The sequence below is a fragment of the Priestia sp. P5_B4 genome (assembly GCF_056400385.1).
This window is the reverse complement of sequence record NZ_JBFULJ010000053.1, coordinates 1-15,527: the sequence shown is the minus strand read 5'-3', so window position 1 is coordinate 15,527 and position 15,527 is coordinate 1. Positions and strand designations below refer to the sequence as shown.

The window sequence follows — 15,527 nt, the reverse complement described above, 5'->3', positions numbered from 1 at the left end:
CATTATGACCGGTTAAAATATCTTGAATAATCTCTTTTTGTCCTAGTCGAAATTGGCTATAGCCAAATTGTTTCTGTAGAAGTTGTTCTATCTTCACATCAAACACCACTTTTTTTAGTATCAGGTAAAATGTTTTGCTAATACGAGACGAATCTGAAAATAGGTAACGTCGTCTTTTACTTCTTCTTTTATCATCTTTAATTTATTTGTACGCAAACCTTCAAAGGCTGAGATGATTTTTTCCTGCTGCTTAGGCGATACGTATGCATCGATTGAAAAAGATGGAACAAACAGAGCTAATTCTGCAATATGGTCTTCAATTGTACTTTCTTTTAAACGCCTTATATAAGCAATTTCTTCAAGCGTCTTGCCTTTTTGAAGCCAGCTATACGTTTTTAACGTCGAGCTTGTCAAAGGCAATTCTAAATATAGATCACGTAAAAAAGAAGACAGTACATGAAAGCTTTCATTATTTTTACTTACTTTTTCAATGATATGGTGAATAACCCCTAAAAGTTGAATATGAACATAATGCTCATCGAGTTCATATTGATATGCTAACTGATTTTTTGTAAAGCCTACTCTTTGGTATCCAGTCAGCTGCAAAACAAAAAGAGACGCGTCCCGTTCCGTGCAGCCTTTCAAGCACGTTCGGAGCTCTTCGAATAGCTCGGCGGCTAACTCTTGACGCGTTTGCTTTTGAGACATAATATACGTTTTGACCCATTGAATGACCTCAGCATTTTTGGAAATGGGTAAAAACCCTTTTTGAAAATACTGTAGGTTTGATAAGGTCTGAATGAACAAAGTGATTCTTGCTAAAAATAATTGAGTACTGCTTGCGAATTTCCATCCGTCTAAAGCTGGATGAAAGGGTCGAGCCGTCAGTTCATCTTCAAGGCGTGCTTGTCCCTTATCTGTCATCACATACTTTTGATTTTCAGTTTCTTCAATATACTGCTGTTCTTTTAAATATGTAACGCAGGTTTCAAAAGACCGTTTATCTAAGTAAACAAATGACTGAAAAAGAAACGAAATTCCAAAAAATTTTCCGTCTTGAATCGTTTGAGCTGACTTTTTACCTGTTAATAAATGATAAATACCATAGGCGGTTCGCTCACCTTTTAACTGTTTTATACAAAATAAAATGCTAACTTGAATATAATTCAAAGGTGTCAACTTCCTTTCTCATTCATTGTACCAAAAGTGACCAATAGCATGTGAGATAAAGGCTTTTTAGCTCTTTCCTTTATGTATTAAAACGTTTGGGTAAGTGAAGAAACCTTGATTTGATAAGCATTCTCAGTGACTTTTCTATTGAAAAGTTTTATAAATCATTTTACAATGAATAAGGAGAAATTTCACTCTTGATTCGCGAAGAGATTATATAATGAGAAATTTTCGAACACTTTACAGGAGGTCTTGTTATGCCAAAATATACAATTGTTGATAAAGATACTTGCATCGCATGCGGCGCTTGCGGAGCAGCAGCACCAGACATTTATGATTATGATGATGAAGGTATTGCATTCGTAACACTAGATGATAACCAAGGTGTAGTAGAAATTCCAGAAGATCTAGAAGATGATATGATGGATGCAATGGAAGGCTGCCCTACGGATTCAATTCGCGTAGCGGATGAAAAATTCGAAGGCGATGCTAATAAATTCGAATAAGTATTGAGCAAACCTGTAGTGTACATGCTGCAGGTTTTTTTATATATAAAAATCGCTCTCCCCGGGAGAGCGATTGAATTAAACAGCAATGCGACGCGTGATCCATTGCTTCATTTTTGAAAACAATAAGACAAAGATACCCCCTGTTGCTGCTCCTTTTATTAAGTTAAACGGCAAAATACCTGCAACGATATATTGACGTGCTTGTTCACTAGACATTTCTGGCGATTGCAAGAAGATTGTATACGCTGGTAAGAAGACATAATAATTTAAGACAGCCATGAGTACCGTCATTACCACCGTACCCGTAACCAAACCTATCGTTACGCCTTTAGCCGTTTTAAATCGGTTGAACATGTATGATACAGGAAGAACGAACAGTAAACCAGCCACAAAGTTAGCCACTTGACCAACTGGAACCCCTGTAGCACTTCCTTGAATTAAATAATTCAATAAATTTTTTATTCCTTCTACTATAACAGCAGCCATCGGTCCAAATACAAGTGCTGCTACGAGTGCAGGAATTTCGCTAAAATCAATTGTTAAAAACGGAGGTAATCCAGGAATCGGAAAATTAATCATCATTAAAATATAAGCAATACTACTTAACATTCCTAGTATGACCAGCTTTTGAGTTTTCTTACTTTGTTGCATCTTGCCTCTCTCCTTCTTTGTGATCCACTCTTCAAAGAAGAAAGGTTCAACTTTATATCCCCACGCAAAAACCTCCCAACAAATGATTCGTTGAGAGGAGACATGGCAGGCATATTTAATAAACGTTCATCACATTAAGTTTTGAACGCTGAACCTCCACCTTCTCCCATCCAGACTGTACTGTCGGCTTTGGAATTTCACCAAATCTGCTCGTATGTATTACATATAAGCTCGCGGGCTCAAAACAATTTGTTTTTTACCGCCGGTCGGGAATTTCACCCTGCCCCGAAGATAGACCAATATTTAATTATGAATTTATTATATGTTATCTCGAATTAAAAGTAAATAAAGAAGTTTTTCAATTCCTATTAAATTGATGTCTTTTATAAACTTCATTACTGTTTTATATGTAAAATWAGGAAATAAGTGCATAACCAACAGCATTATGACATATTTATAGTTTCAATTTTACGTTTATAATTGTGTATTTGATAACTAATCATAAAGTTTGAAAAATATAATTGACAGAATTTTTTTAACATGGTAAATTATCAAATATTTGATGATAGTAAAATCCAAGGGAGATGTTCACGTCATGTATAATGTATTAGTAGCTGATTCAATTAGCAATGAAGGTCTTGCTCCACTACTTGAAGCTCCTCATGTGAATCTTACGCGAAAAAAAGTTGAAGAAGTTGAGAATGATTTGCATACGTACGATGCGCTTTTAGTACGGAGTGCTACGACGGTTACAGAGGATTTGCTGGCAAAAATGCCGAATTTAAAAATTGTTGCTCGCGCTGGAGTAGGTGTCGATAATATTGATATTGAAGCCTCAACCAAACGAGGGGTTGTCGTTATTAACGCGCCGAACGGAAATACCATTTCAACAGCGGAACATACATTTGCTATGATGGCTAGCTTGTTTCGGCATATCCCCCAAGGAAATGCTTCAGTCAAAGCGCGCGAATGGAACCGCTCAGCATTTGTTGGAACAGAGCTTAATCGCAAACACCTGGGCATTATCGGATTTGGACGAATTGGCTCAGAGCTTGCCAAACGCGCAAAAGCCTTCAATATGAGCGTTCACGTTTACGATCCTTTTTTAACTTCTTCCCGAGCTGAAAAGCTAGGCGTAGAACTATTATCCCTGGATGAATTACTAGCAGCAGCGGATGTTATTACCGTGCACACTCCGCTTACCAAAGAAACAAAGGGATTGCTTAATCATGACACGTTAGCCAAAACAAAGAAGGGCGTGTTTTTATTAAACTGCGCACGCGGCGGGATCATTGATGAAAAAGCCTTAGTTCATTATTTAGAAATTGGTCATGTTCAAGGTGCAGCTATTGACGTATTTGAAGTTGAGCCGCCGAYTGATAACCCTTTGTTACATTTTGATCAAGTTATTACAACTCCCCATTTAGGAGCTTCTACAAAAGAAGCCCAGCTTAACGTTGCTGAAGACGTGGCACATGACGTTTTGCGTTTTCTAGAAGGTAATCCTGTAAGCTCATCCATTAATTTACCGACGCTTTCTAAAGAAGTTTTTGAAAAAATTCAGCCGTTTACGAGCCTTACTAAACAAATGGGAGCTATTTTGTCTCAATGCATGCGAGAACCTGTTCAGCATATCTCTATCTCCTACGGAGGTACAGTGACGGATTTGGAAACCACTTATATTACACGGAGCTTATTATCAGGCTTTTTGACTCATCGTATCGACTCACCTGTTAACGAAGTCAATGCTTCTATGATTGCCAAAGAACGAGGAATTACATTTGGTGAAAAAACATCGGAAGATACGCAAGGATATTCCAATATGATTGACGTTACCGTAACAGGCGAACAGCGTACATTTACCATTACGGGCACCTATATAGCCGGCTATGGACCTCGAATTGTTAATATTGATTCGTTTGATATTGATTTTTATCCGGAAGGGCACCTTCTTTATATCCGTCACAGTGATCAGCCCGGAGTTATTGGAAATGTAGGGAAAGTACTTGGAGATTTGCGTATTAACATTGCTACCATGCAAGTGGGCCGTAAGCAAAAAGGCGGAGAAGCCATTATGATGCTTACGTTCGATAAGCTTTTAGATGATTCTGTCATCTCTTCGTTAAAACAAACAAGCGAAATTGTGACCATACAGCGTATTGAATTGTGACATTGAAAAAAAGAGCCTGAGCGGCTCTTTTTTTATGGACTTATTTTTAACACTTGTCCTGCATTTAACATCGTATTTTCTAAATGATTCCACTTTCTTAGCTGATCCATATCTACTTCATATTTGACTGCGAGCTCAGATAATGTATCTCCTTGATGGATAAGAATACAGTTATCAGAAGTCTGATGTAACTGCTGAAAAACCGTGGCAGCTAAATCGCTTTTTACGTATGCCGATAGTTTTTGCTTGTCCAATTTGGCAAGTGGGTTTACTGCATTGGTTTTATCCGGATTCCAACTTCCTTGATGAACTTCAAAATGCAAATGCGCACCTGAAGAGCGCCCTGTATTGCCAACTCGTCCAATGTTTTGACCAGCGGCTACACGATTTCCTTCTGCAACAAAACGTTCCTCTAGATGAGCATAAACCGTTTCATATCCATTTGTTTGTTTGATAAAAACAACCTGTCCATATGTATTTGAATAATAAGAGCGGCTCACCACTCCTTTTGCGACAGCATACACCTGTTTACCAACAGGTGCTGCTATATCAATTCCAAAGTGTTTGGCGTGACGTGAACCAAATATATCAGTTAAGACTCCTTCAACCGGCCACTCCCACTGCTTCTCTTCTGCTTTTACCATTTGCCCGCCCAAAAATAAAAGACCTATACACAATCCCATTACTAATACAACCAATATTCTTCTTAACACGTCAATCATGAAGAAAGAACCTCCTATGTAGATCATTGCACACAAAACATACTATATGCCAATTCTTTCTCTTTTAGACTTGTTTATAGAAAAAATAAAGAGATGTGATTCTCCACTGAATCACATCTCTTTGTTATTCTTATTATTTCAGCCGAACAAACTGCTATTTAGCATATGTTTACTTTGGCAGTTTGATGAAGAAAGTTGTTCCTTCATTTAATTCACTTTCAACCGCAATGATCCCTTGATGTGCCTCCACGATATTTTTGGCGATTGCAAGCCCAAGACCAGTTCCTGACTTCCCTCTCGTTCTGGCTTTATCCGCTTTATAAAATCGTTCAAATACAAATGGAAGATCTTCTTTCGGAATGCCTGCTCCTGTATCTTGAACAGAAAGATGGATTTCGGATTGACTTTTATCAAGATGCAGCTTTACTTCTCCGTAGTCATCCGTATGACGAATAGCATTATCAATTAAGTTTGTCAGCACTTGTTCCATACGGTCTGAATCAATCATCGCTTCAAATTCATCTTCTACTTTTCCATTAAGAGACAGTTTAATATGTTTTTCTTTAGCTAACCCTTGAAACTTACGCAAAACACGTTCTGTAAATTCAACCATTGCTACAGATTCTAAGTGAAGCTGCACATGTCCCGCTTCCATTCGCGCCAAATCTAAAAGTTCATTTACAAGCCGGCCCATACGGAGTGATTCATCATAAATCACCTGTGCAATTTCTTTCTTTTCTTCATCCGTACTTGCAATATCGTCAATAATAGCTTCACTATAACCTTGAAGCATAGAAATAGGTGTACGCAATTCATGAGACACGTTTGCAATAAAATCTTTTCTCGATTTATCAAGTTTACGCTCTTCAGACATATCCCGTAGTACGGCTACAGCACCGCGAATTTTCGTTTGATTATAGAGCGGTGACATTAAAATGACCCACGTTTTCCCTTGAATTTTCAATTCTGCACTTCGCTCCGTTTCAGTCTCTACTACTGTTTGAAACAAATGGACAACGTTTGCTGGAAGCTCAGGCACCTGCTGATTGTTGACATCCTGCTCGTAATACCAAGTCTGAAGAAAATGCTCCGCTGGGGGATTGGTAATTAAAATCGACCCGTCTCTACTAAACGTAATAACACCGTCTGCCATACTGCTTAAAATACTTGAAAGCTGCTCTTTTTCCTGATTAAGCGCATTGAGGTTAAACTTTAACTGCCTGCCCATTTGATTAAAAGCAATCGCTAACTCTCCAATTTCATCGTGAGTTAAAATAGGTACTTTTGTATCAAAGTTGCCTTTTGTTACTTCAAATGCCGCCTGCCTCATTTTTCTAAGAGGCGCTGTAATTCGAGTGGATAAGAAAAAAGCAAAGATAGTAGTTAAAATAATAGCAATACCTGCAGCCAATAAAATGAACTTAGTCGTATATTGAGCGGGTTCTTCAATTTCAGAAAGAGATTGATACAAATAAACGCCGCCTGTCGGTTTGTTATCTTTCATTAAAGGTACACCGACAACAAACATTAAAGGTTCATCACTCGTGTCTTTCTTTGTGGTCATGTACATTTTTTCCCGTATTACTTTACCTTTTTCAACCACTTGATTTAGCTGATCGTTTTGTTTAACAATGGCCGAAATAGCTTTCTTATTTTCTTTATCAGGATGTGTGGAATGCCAATAAAAATCTTTGTCTTGAACAATAACTACACTTGCTTGGTCTGCAAGTTCACGAGCAATGGATAGTCCTAGTTTTTCATCGTCCGTTTCCTGCACAATGGTAGAGATTTTAGCAGCCGTTTTAGTTAAACGGTTTTCTGCATCTACAACATGATAATTTTCAAAAAACTGAAGCAATAAAATAGTCAAAATAAATAAAACAAGCGTGACGAGCAATAGGATAGTAAACCATAGTTTACCAACTACACTTCTCCAAAACATCAGTTATTTTCAACCTCAAATTTATACCCTACTCCCCATACGGTCACAATCATTTTCGCCGCTTGGGACGATACACGATTTAACTTTTCACGCAAACGCTTGACGTGCGTATCTACCGTACGAAGATCTCCAAAGAAATCATAATGCCATACTTCACGCAGCAGCTGCTCTCTGTCATATACTTTATCTGGCGTTTTTGCGAGATAGCATAATAATTCATATTCTTTTGGAGTTAAGTTAACTTCTTTTCCGTCTGCTGTAACGCGATGTGCATCATTATCAATCGTTAAGTGATCAAAGACAATAAGATTTTTCACGCTCGTTTCTGGTTGAATAAACGTTGCTTGAGAAGAACGTCGAAGCAGTGCTTTTACGCGAAGAACCACTTCTCTTGGGCTAAACGGCTTAACGATATAATCATCTGTGCCTACTTCAAACCCTTGGACTCTGTTTACTTCTTCCCCTTTAGCTGTAAGCATGATAATAGGAGTTGCTTTTTTCTCCCGAATTTGTTTACAAACCTCAATACCATCTATGCCGGGCATCATTAAATCTAATACAATCAAATCATAATCTATGTGTAACGCTTTTTCGATTGCTTCATGCCCATCGGCTGCTTCTTCAATGATGTATCCTTCTTTTTCTAAGTACATTTTTAACAATCGTCTAATGCGATCTTCATCGTCTACTAGCAGTAACCTTTGTTCGTTTTGCATGTATTTTCAACCTCCTAGTCTTAGTGTACAAAAAAAAACCGGCGAGTTCTACTTATGATACCCAAACAATGTGACAATTCGTGAACACCTTTACGAAAAACAGCTTTTTTTACCAAAAAGAGGCTGAGACGTAACGAAATCCATGCAATCTACAGCTGAATAAATAAAATAAAGAAGCTAGTAGGGATCGCTTGTTCCACGGCTATAAGTACCTATATACACGAACCTTGCGTTCACCATCTCAATGAAAAAATCCGAACGAATGAGATTCTCCATCAAGAATCTCATTCGTTCGGATCTTCCTTCAACTAAAATATCTTTGTTTCAGCCTCTATTCTATTTTTAAAGGTTACGCATATGAATGTAAACCTGCAATAATTAGGTTCACAGCCACTAAGTTGAACATAATGATGGCAAATCCGCCAACTGCAAGCCAAGCTGATTTTTCACCGTGCCACCCTTTCGACAGCCGAAGATGAAGAAAAGCAGCGTAAAATAAAAATGTGATCAGCGCCCACACCTCTTTAGGGTCCCACCCCCAAAAGCGCGTCCAGGCCATCTGAGCCCAAATCATAGCAAAAATAAGTGCTCCTAGTGTAAAAATAGGAAACCCAATTGCCACTGCTCTGTAGCTTACTTCATCAAGCAAGTCGCTGTTTACCTGCTTCACAAGCGGCTGCAGCGCGGCTCCAATTCGCTTCCGTAAAATGAAACGAATCAGCCAATATAAGACAAAGCCGCCGCCTAACGACCAAATAACCGTATTTAATTTTTTAGCATTGATAATAGCGGGCATATCAATAAGCGGCTGTATATCGTTCCCGGCTGTCCACTCACTTTGATGCGGTCCCACTAGCGGAACCATATGATATACGACTTGCTCTTGTTCTCCACTTTTATTAATCCAATTAAATGATGACTCGTAGTGAGCCGCATTAAAAGCTAGCGTCACCGCTACAAACCCAAGCGTACTAATAAGCGTATACAGGATGAATTCCAGCCAAAATGCTTTTTTATTTCGCTTGGATTGGTCAATCGTTTTGATTAAATAAATCAATCCTGCAACAAAGCTAATGGAAAGCACGGCTTCACCCGTAGCTGCGGTTGTAACGTGAATATGCAGCCAATTCGTTTGAAGAGCCGGTATCAGCGGCGTAATTTCAGTTGGAAACATGCTTGCATAAGCAATGATCAAAAGAGCCACCGGCAATGCAAACAATCCAAGCATGCTAAGACGATAAATAAAGTAAATAACAATAAATGCGCCAACAAGCATCATGCCAAAAAACGTCGTAAATTCAAATAAATTACTAACAGGAGCGTGGCCTGATGCAATCCACCTTGTAATAAAGTAGCCAATCTGTGCAATAAAGCCGATGATGGTAACCGCAATTCCAAACGTTGCCCACTTTGTTTTCTTTTGAGCTGCTCGCTTATCTCGAATAGCTCCTCCGAAAAAAAAGGTTGCAACTAAATAAGCAATAAACGCCACATACAGTAAATTACTACTTATACTCGCGTAATCCATGCTTTTTCCTCCTATTTTGTTTCTTTATCATTTTGGTCCTTCAGCTGTGTAAGGGATGTTGATTCTAATAAACCATTTAGTTCTTTTTTTAGCCCATACCAGTTTTTATTTGTATGTGCGGCCAACCATATCTCATTATTGACTTTTTGAATCCACATGCGGCGATGATTCCAATACATCCCTTGAACCACACCAATCATAAAGATGGCTCCGCCAATTCCTAAAAACCAAAGCGTATAGTCTCTGCGAACGGTTAATCCCGTTACATTTTTCGTTTCCACACCAGCAAAGGTCATTTTATAATCGTTATTTCCTAGCGGCTCCAAGTTCTCTCTAATTCCAACAAAAGCAACTTCCCCTTTTTTATGCTGAGGGGTAATCATTTTAAATACAAAAGCGGGATTGTTAGGCACTCTGGTCTTTGTATTTGGATTTCCTTCATCATCAAAGAAAAAGTCTGGAAAGTAACTCATGAGCTTGACTTTATATCCGTTTTTTAGATCATATGTTTCTTTTGGATTATGTAAATCTACTGTAAGTGAACCAACGTTTCTATTTGCATTTTTATCTGTTAAATGGAAAGACATAGAGYTAAACTCATTTAACTTGAAGTCCACTTGGTACATGGCATATCCTTCAAACTTAAGCGGCTGATTCACACGAATCTCTGAATCTTTTATTTTCTTTAATTTTGGATCTGCTCCCGGTATAAGCTTTCCTTCGCGCTTATACAAACTAACATCCGCTTCATATTTTTTGGCCACTTTATTATTCCCTGCACGATCAATTGCTTCTTGAAACACGGCGCTTTCGCTATCTTTATCATACATTTCAACAGTAAAACGATGGTTTTTCAAAAAATACTCTCCGTTCGTCCCGGGAATAACTTTTGTTTCACCTTCACGGATCCAAAGAACTTCATCTATATACATACCTGGTACAAACCTAAGCATAGCACCTAGTAAAAAGATAATGAGACCGATATGATTAACGTATGGACCCCATCTTGAGAAGCGTCCTTTTTCAGCCAGCAGATTGCCGTTTTCTTCACGAATAGAGTATCTTCTTTTTTTAAGCATACTTTTTACATGTTCATAATCTTGATCCGTCCACGATGATGAAGTGCTATATAAACGCTGTCTTTTTAAGAAGTTTGGATGTTTTGTTACACTCTGCCTTTTTAGAGCTCGGTACAAAGGCACTACTCGATCTAAACTGCAAATGACTAACGACATTCCTAAAGCAGCAATTAAAAGCAAGTACCACCACGATTCGTAGAGATGATGAAAACCTAACTTATAATAAAGCTCTCCTGTCCATCCATATTCCTTTTGGTAATACTCATCTGCTGTCACATTAGGAGGTATGTAAGCTTCTTGAGGATAAATGGTTCCGACTGCAGACGCAACAAGCGTCACAATAATGATCCAAATACCTACTTTTACAGAAGAGAAAAAGTTCCATATTTTATCGATAACTGTTTTATTGTACGTTTGCGATCGCCTTGCGCTTCCTTCATAACGCATATCTACTAATTTATCAGTTGTTTCTTCTGCAATCGGCTTACCACAGGCTTCACACAAAATCGTACCATGCGGGTTAACGTGTCCACATTCACATTTTACGTGTTTCATTGTCAACACTCCCTATGGTTTAATTTCTTCCATATATTCTTTTATTTTAGATTCTTCCAATCCCCCAATAAAACTGTCTACAATCTTTCCGTTTTTATCAATTAAAAATGTAGTCGGCAGAGGATCTATTCCGTATGCACCCAACACTTGTGAATCTTTATCCATCAAAATCGGAAAAGATAGCTCATACTGTTTAGCAAATTGCTCTACTGCTATATTCGTTTCTGCAACGTTAACAGCTAGAATTTCGACACCTTGCTTTTTATATGATGCATACTGCTTTTCCATAGCCGGCATCTCTTGTTTACAGGGCTTGCACCATGTTCCCCAAAAATTCAAAAAAACTCCTTTGCCTTTGTAATCTGATAGCTGATGAGTTTCTCCATTAACATCTCTTAATATAAAGTCAGGTGCCTTATCTCCTACTGATACCTTTTGTTTATCAGCAAAAAATTGAGCATAAAGGGTATATCCAACCGCGCACAGCAAAACTGCCAATATAACTGTTCGAATAATCAAGCGCTTTTTTTTCATAGCACGAACTCCTTTTAACCGCTTTCAATACACTTTTTTCTACCATTATATCATTTTTGTGGTAGTGGCTTTCCAATAATATTTCGACGTTTCTGTGAAGTCTTCCTCTCATTCTACAAGTTCGACATTTTTTCGAAAAACCTTGCTTGTTTTTCTAATTCACGACATTTTTCATAAAAAAAACAGGTAAGTGAAAATTACTTACCTGTTTGAGACATTGAATATAATTGTTTGACTTCATGCGCTGTAAGCTCACGAGCTTCTCCTGCATTTAATCCGCGTAAATCTAAAGGTCCGTAGCGTTCACGTTTTAATTTTAAGACAGAATGCCCAATTGCATCGAACATGCGACGTACTTGACGATTTTTCCCTTCATGAATCGTCAATTCCACAATCGCCGTCTGCTTACTTTTATCAATAGAAAGAACTTTTGCACGAGCTGGTGCTGTTTTTCCGTCCTCTAACATCACACCGCGCTGCAGCTGTCTGATTTTTTCACGACTTGGAATTCCTTTAATTTTAGCTACATACACTTTGTCCACTTCAAATTTAGGGTGCATTAGCTGATTAGCAAATTCACCGTCGTTTGTTAAAAGAAGTAAACCCGACGTATCATAGTCTAGACGTCCAATTGGATAAATTCTTTCTTCTACATGTGGAAAGAAGTCAACGACTGTTTTTCTTCCCTTGTCGTCGTTAGCAGCTGAAATTACGCCTCTTGGTTTATATAACATAAAATAAACGGGCGCTTCGCTTTCTACAGGCACTTCGTCTACTTCAATTTTATCGTTAGGACCTACTTTCGTGCCCAATTCTCTTACAACTTTTCCATTTACTTTCACTCGGCCTTGGCCGATTAATTCTTCAGCTTTACGTCTTGATGCTACACCTGCGTGAGCAATCACTTTTTGTAATCGTTCCATTAACACTTCACCTCTTGTAACATCTTACTTGTTTACGAAGTAATACACAAGTGTATTTGCCACTCAGAGGTAGAATTTTCGATTTCTTACCGGCCAAACACAAGGATTACAATGACAACTGAGGCAATAATTCCTACCAAATCTGCCAGTAAACCAACCTTCAGCGCATCTCCCATTTTTTTAATGCCAACCGCTCCGAAATAAACCGTTAAAATATAAAATGTGGTATCTGTACTTCCCTGCATGGTCGATGCCAAACGACCGATAAAAGAATCAGGTCCGTATGTAGAAATTAGATCCGTCGTGATACCAAGAGCAGCCGTTCCAGATATCGGTTTGATAAGAGCTAAAGGTACAATTTCAGCCGGAACGCCGACTGCTTGCAGCATAGGTTTTAAAACAGATAAGAAAAAATCAAGCGCTCCTGAAGCTCGAAAAATAGAGATGCTCACTAACATGCCGACTAAGTAAGGAATGATGGAAAAAGCAATTTGTAATCCGTCTTTCCCTCCCTCTACAAACTTTTCATACGTAGGAATTTTTTTATAGGTTCCATAAAGTAAAATGCATCCTACAATAAGAGGAATAAACATCAATGATACTTGATTAAGCATAGTCATTTTCGTTTTCCTCCTTTTCGTGTACGTCGATAATAAAAGAAGCGATCAATGATGATAGCTCCTATCGTAGCTACAACAGTTGCTAAAAGCGTGGTACCGACAATTTCAGTAGGATTAGCCGAGTTATACGTAATCCGAATGGCAATAACTGTGGTTGGTATAAGTGTTAAACTGGTTGTGTTAAGTGCTAAAAGTGTGATCATAGAACGGCTTGCTTCGTCTCTATCGCTGTTTAGCTTTTTAAGCTGCTCCATCGCTTTAATGCCAAGAGGAGTTGCCGCATTCCCGAGCCCAAACATATTCGCCATCATATTGGACAATATGTAACCTAAGGCCGGATGATCTTTTGGAACATCAGGGAAAAGTCTTGTAATGATGGGTCGAAACAGTTTCGCTAACTTGTCGAGAAGCCCTGCACTTTGAGCAATATTCATCATCCCTAACCAAAAGACCAGCACGCTGATTAACCCAATGCTGATGGTCACTGCTTCGCCTGCTCCTTGAAAAATTGCTTTGTTTACATCACCAATTTTTCCATTTATAATCGCAAAAACAATTCCGATAATGGTCAGCAGCATCCAAATAACATTAACCATCTGTTTTGGCTCCAGACTGAATAAACATTAATCGCTTCACTTTATCAAAAAAACCTTTTTGCTGCTCGGACTGCTTTTCGAAATAAATTGGAACACTGTCAATCGTCTCTCCACTTCTATAAATATCGAGCTTTCCTACCACATTTGGAACTTCCCCTGTTTCTTTCCACTGCTTTTTAGGCTGAATTAACGTTGTTTTTACTTCTACAGAGCTTTGTTCTTTCTTTGTGAGCGGATAGACGACATTTCGTTTAATATACAGCTGATCTTTATAAAAAGAATCCTTTATATCTGCCAACTCGCCTTTTGCAGCTAAACTGGTCATATCATATTTATCAAATGCATTTTCATACATGGAAATATGATCGTTCCAATCATCTGGGGCATTAATCGTTACGGCGATTAAATCCATTCCATCTTTTGTAGCAGTTGTCACAAGCGTTCGTTTTGCTAATTTTGTATACCCTGTTTTTCCGCCAGTACAGTATGCATATAGTGTTGTCAGCAGTTTATTTTTGTTTTTCCACACTCGATCCCATTTCTCTTCAGGATGCTTCATTCGATAGACTTTTGTTCCTGAAATCTCTTTGAAAATTTTATTATTCATTGCATAGCGCATGAGCAGAGCCATATCGTGCGCGGTTGAGCGATGATTTTCATGATCGTCTAATCCATGCGGATTTTGAAATGTTGTGTTTGTCATGCCAATTTCTTCTGCTTTTTTATTCATCAAATAAACAAATCCATCTTCGCTTCCTCCAACGGCTTCTGCGATAGCTACAGCAGCATCATTACCTGAACGAAGCATCAAGCCATATACTAAATCTTTTAATTTTATTTTTTCACCTTCAACTAAATACACAGAAGAACCTTCAACACCAACTGCGCTGTGGCTCACGGTAACTGTTTTATTTATTTTGCCAGATTCAATCGCCAGTATTGCTGTCATAATTTTTGTAATGCTAGCAATTCGGCTAACTTGATCTGCATTTTTAGCATATAACACTCTCCCTGATTTCTGTTCCATCAAAATAGCACTATGAGCACTTACGCTCCCCGCTGCAGATGATATGGAAGGCCAACCGCTGAGACATAGCAATACAATAAATAGATAGATGATACTTTTTTTGCTTCTTTTCATGTCATCCCCGTCCCTCTACCTGTTTGTACAAGTTTATGCTCGTCTTTTTTGGTTATGAATGAAAAGATTTGTCCATACAAAAAAGAACATAGAAAAAACTCTATGTTCTTTTACATTTTCACTTCATTTCTTGAAACGATTGAAAAAACAAATCTGCTTCTTGATCGGTTCCTTCTTGTAATAAATCTTCTGGAAGCGGCGGCAGCTCTTCGATACTTTTAAGGCCAAAATAGCCTAAAAATTCTTTTGTCGTTCCGTATAAGATGGCCCGCCCTGCGCCTTCCGCTCGTCCCACTTCCTTTAATAAAACTTTTCCAATTAAAGTTTGAAGAGGTCTTTCCGTTTTCACTCCGCGAATCTCTTCGATTTCAGCTCTTGTAATTGGCTGCTTATACGCTACAATAGCTAACGTTTCAAGGGCTGCTTGTGATAATGATTGATTAGCGGGAGCTTCTACGAGCTTCTCAATATATGGTGCATAGTCTTTTTTTGTGACAAGCTGATAGGACCCTCCTATTTCAACAAGTGTAACTCCTCTGAACTTACACTCTTGCTCTAAGCTCTCCAAAGCACCTTGAATGTCTTCATGAGGCTTTTCTATAATCTCAGCTAACCGGCTAATGGATAGACCTTCATCACCAGAAACAAAAAGTAAGCTCTCAATAATAGCC

Annotated in this window: 15 protein-coding genes and 1 riboswitch; of the genes, 2 read left to right on the top strand and 13 right to left on the bottom strand. The window is 38.4% G+C overall.

Annotation, left to right across the window (positions count from 1 at the left end; translation table 11 throughout):
- Positions 1-120: 120 nt before the first annotated feature.
- The gene (locus AC1DRF_RS08275; protein WP_427075255.1) at positions 121-1,170 is read right to left on the bottom strand and encodes a YpbB family protein; all 1,050 of its coding nucleotides are present in this window, start codon (positions 1,168-1,170) and stop codon (positions 121-123) included.
- Positions 1,171-1,427: 257 nt separating this feature from the next.
- Here AC1DRF_RS08275 and AC1DRF_RS08270 point away from each other — a divergent pair, with 257 nt between their 5' ends.
- Complete coding sequence (locus AC1DRF_RS08270) at positions 1,428-1,676, top strand: ferredoxin (RefSeq protein WP_013059046.1); 249 nt, start codon at positions 1,428-1,430, stop codon at positions 1,674-1,676.
- A 78-nt stretch (positions 1,677-1,754) separates the two neighbouring features.
- Here AC1DRF_RS08270 and AC1DRF_RS08265 read toward each other — a convergent pair whose 3' ends face one another.
- The gene (locus tag AC1DRF_RS08265; protein ID WP_427075256.1) at positions 1,755-2,330 is read right to left on the bottom strand and encodes an ECF transporter S component; all 576 of its coding nucleotides are present in this window, start codon (positions 2,328-2,330) and stop codon (positions 1,755-1,757) included.
- Between the two features lie 154 nt (positions 2,331-2,484).
- Positions 2,485-2,627, bottom strand: a riboswitch (FMN riboswitch).
- Between the two features lie 298 nt (positions 2,628-2,925).
- Here AC1DRF_RS08265 and serA point away from each other — a divergent pair.
- Positions 2,926-4,500, top strand: coding sequence for a phosphoglycerate dehydrogenase (gene serA, locus AC1DRF_RS08260; protein ID WP_477740570.1), 1,575 nt, complete (start codon positions 2,926-2,928; stop codon positions 4,498-4,500).
- A gap of 32 nt (positions 4,501-4,532) precedes the next feature.
- Here serA and AC1DRF_RS08255 read toward each other — a convergent pair whose 3' ends face one another.
- The 11 genes from AC1DRF_RS08255 to scpB form a co-directional block, all read right to left on the bottom strand.
- Positions 4,533-5,222 carry a peptidoglycan DD-metalloendopeptidase family protein gene (locus tag AC1DRF_RS08255; RefSeq protein WP_427075257.1) on the bottom strand — a complete coding sequence of 230 codons (690 nt, stop codon included), beginning with the start codon at positions 5,220-5,222 and terminating at the stop codon, positions 4,533-4,535.
- 169 nt (positions 5,223-5,391) lie between these two features.
- On the bottom strand, positions 5,392-7,164 hold the full coding sequence (locus AC1DRF_RS08250; protein WP_013084918.1) for an ATP-binding protein: 1,773 nt from the start codon (positions 7,162-7,164) through the stop codon (positions 5,392-5,394).
- Complete coding sequence (locus AC1DRF_RS08245; RefSeq protein WP_013059051.1) at positions 7,164-7,880, bottom strand: response regulator transcription factor; 717 nt, start codon at positions 7,878-7,880, stop codon at positions 7,164-7,166. The genes AC1DRF_RS08250 and AC1DRF_RS08245 overlap by 1 nt, the downstream gene beginning before the upstream one ends.
- Positions 7,881-8,229: 349 nt before the next feature.
- Positions 8,230-9,408, bottom strand: a complete 1,179-nt coding sequence (gene ccsB, locus AC1DRF_RS08240) for a c-type cytochrome biogenesis protein CcsB (RefSeq protein WP_025750430.1) — start codon at positions 9,406-9,408, stop codon at positions 8,230-8,232.
- A gap of 11 nt (positions 9,409-9,419) precedes the next feature.
- Positions 9,420-11,042: a cytochrome c biogenesis protein ResB gene (gene resB, locus AC1DRF_RS08235; RefSeq protein WP_477740569.1), complete on the bottom strand. Its 1,623-nt coding sequence runs from the start codon at positions 11,040-11,042 to the stop codon at positions 9,420-9,422.
- Between the two features lie 12 nt (positions 11,043-11,054).
- A complete protein-coding gene (resA, locus tag AC1DRF_RS08230; RefSeq protein ID WP_013059054.1) occupies positions 11,055-11,576 on the bottom strand; it encodes a thiol-disulfide oxidoreductase ResA in 522 nt (173 codons plus the stop codon).
- A 197-nt stretch (positions 11,577-11,773) separates the two neighbouring features.
- Positions 11,774-12,499, bottom strand: coding sequence for a pseudouridine synthase (locus AC1DRF_RS08225; protein WP_013059055.1), 726 nt, complete (start codon positions 12,497-12,499; stop codon positions 11,774-11,776).
- Between the two features lie 86 nt (positions 12,500-12,585).
- Complete coding sequence (locus tag AC1DRF_RS08220; RefSeq protein WP_013084923.1) at positions 12,586-13,119, bottom strand: spore maturation protein; 534 nt, start codon at positions 13,117-13,119, stop codon at positions 12,586-12,588.
- Positions 13,116-13,715: a nucleoside recognition domain-containing protein gene (locus AC1DRF_RS08215; protein WP_427075259.1), complete on the bottom strand. Its 600-nt coding sequence runs from the start codon at positions 13,713-13,715 to the stop codon at positions 13,116-13,118. Before AC1DRF_RS08215 ends, AC1DRF_RS08220 begins: the two co-directional genes overlap by 4 nt.
- On the bottom strand, positions 13,708-14,856 hold the full coding sequence (locus tag AC1DRF_RS08210) for a D-alanyl-D-alanine carboxypeptidase family protein (protein ID WP_043976335.1): 1,149 nt from the start codon (positions 14,854-14,856) through the stop codon (positions 13,708-13,710). The genes AC1DRF_RS08215 and AC1DRF_RS08210 overlap by 8 nt, the downstream gene beginning before the upstream one ends.
- Before the next feature lie 118 nt (positions 14,857-14,974).
- On the bottom strand, positions 14,975-15,527 hold a 553-nt coding region (gene scpB / locus AC1DRF_RS08205), incomplete at its 5' end, for an SMC-Scp complex subunit ScpB (RefSeq protein WP_477740568.1).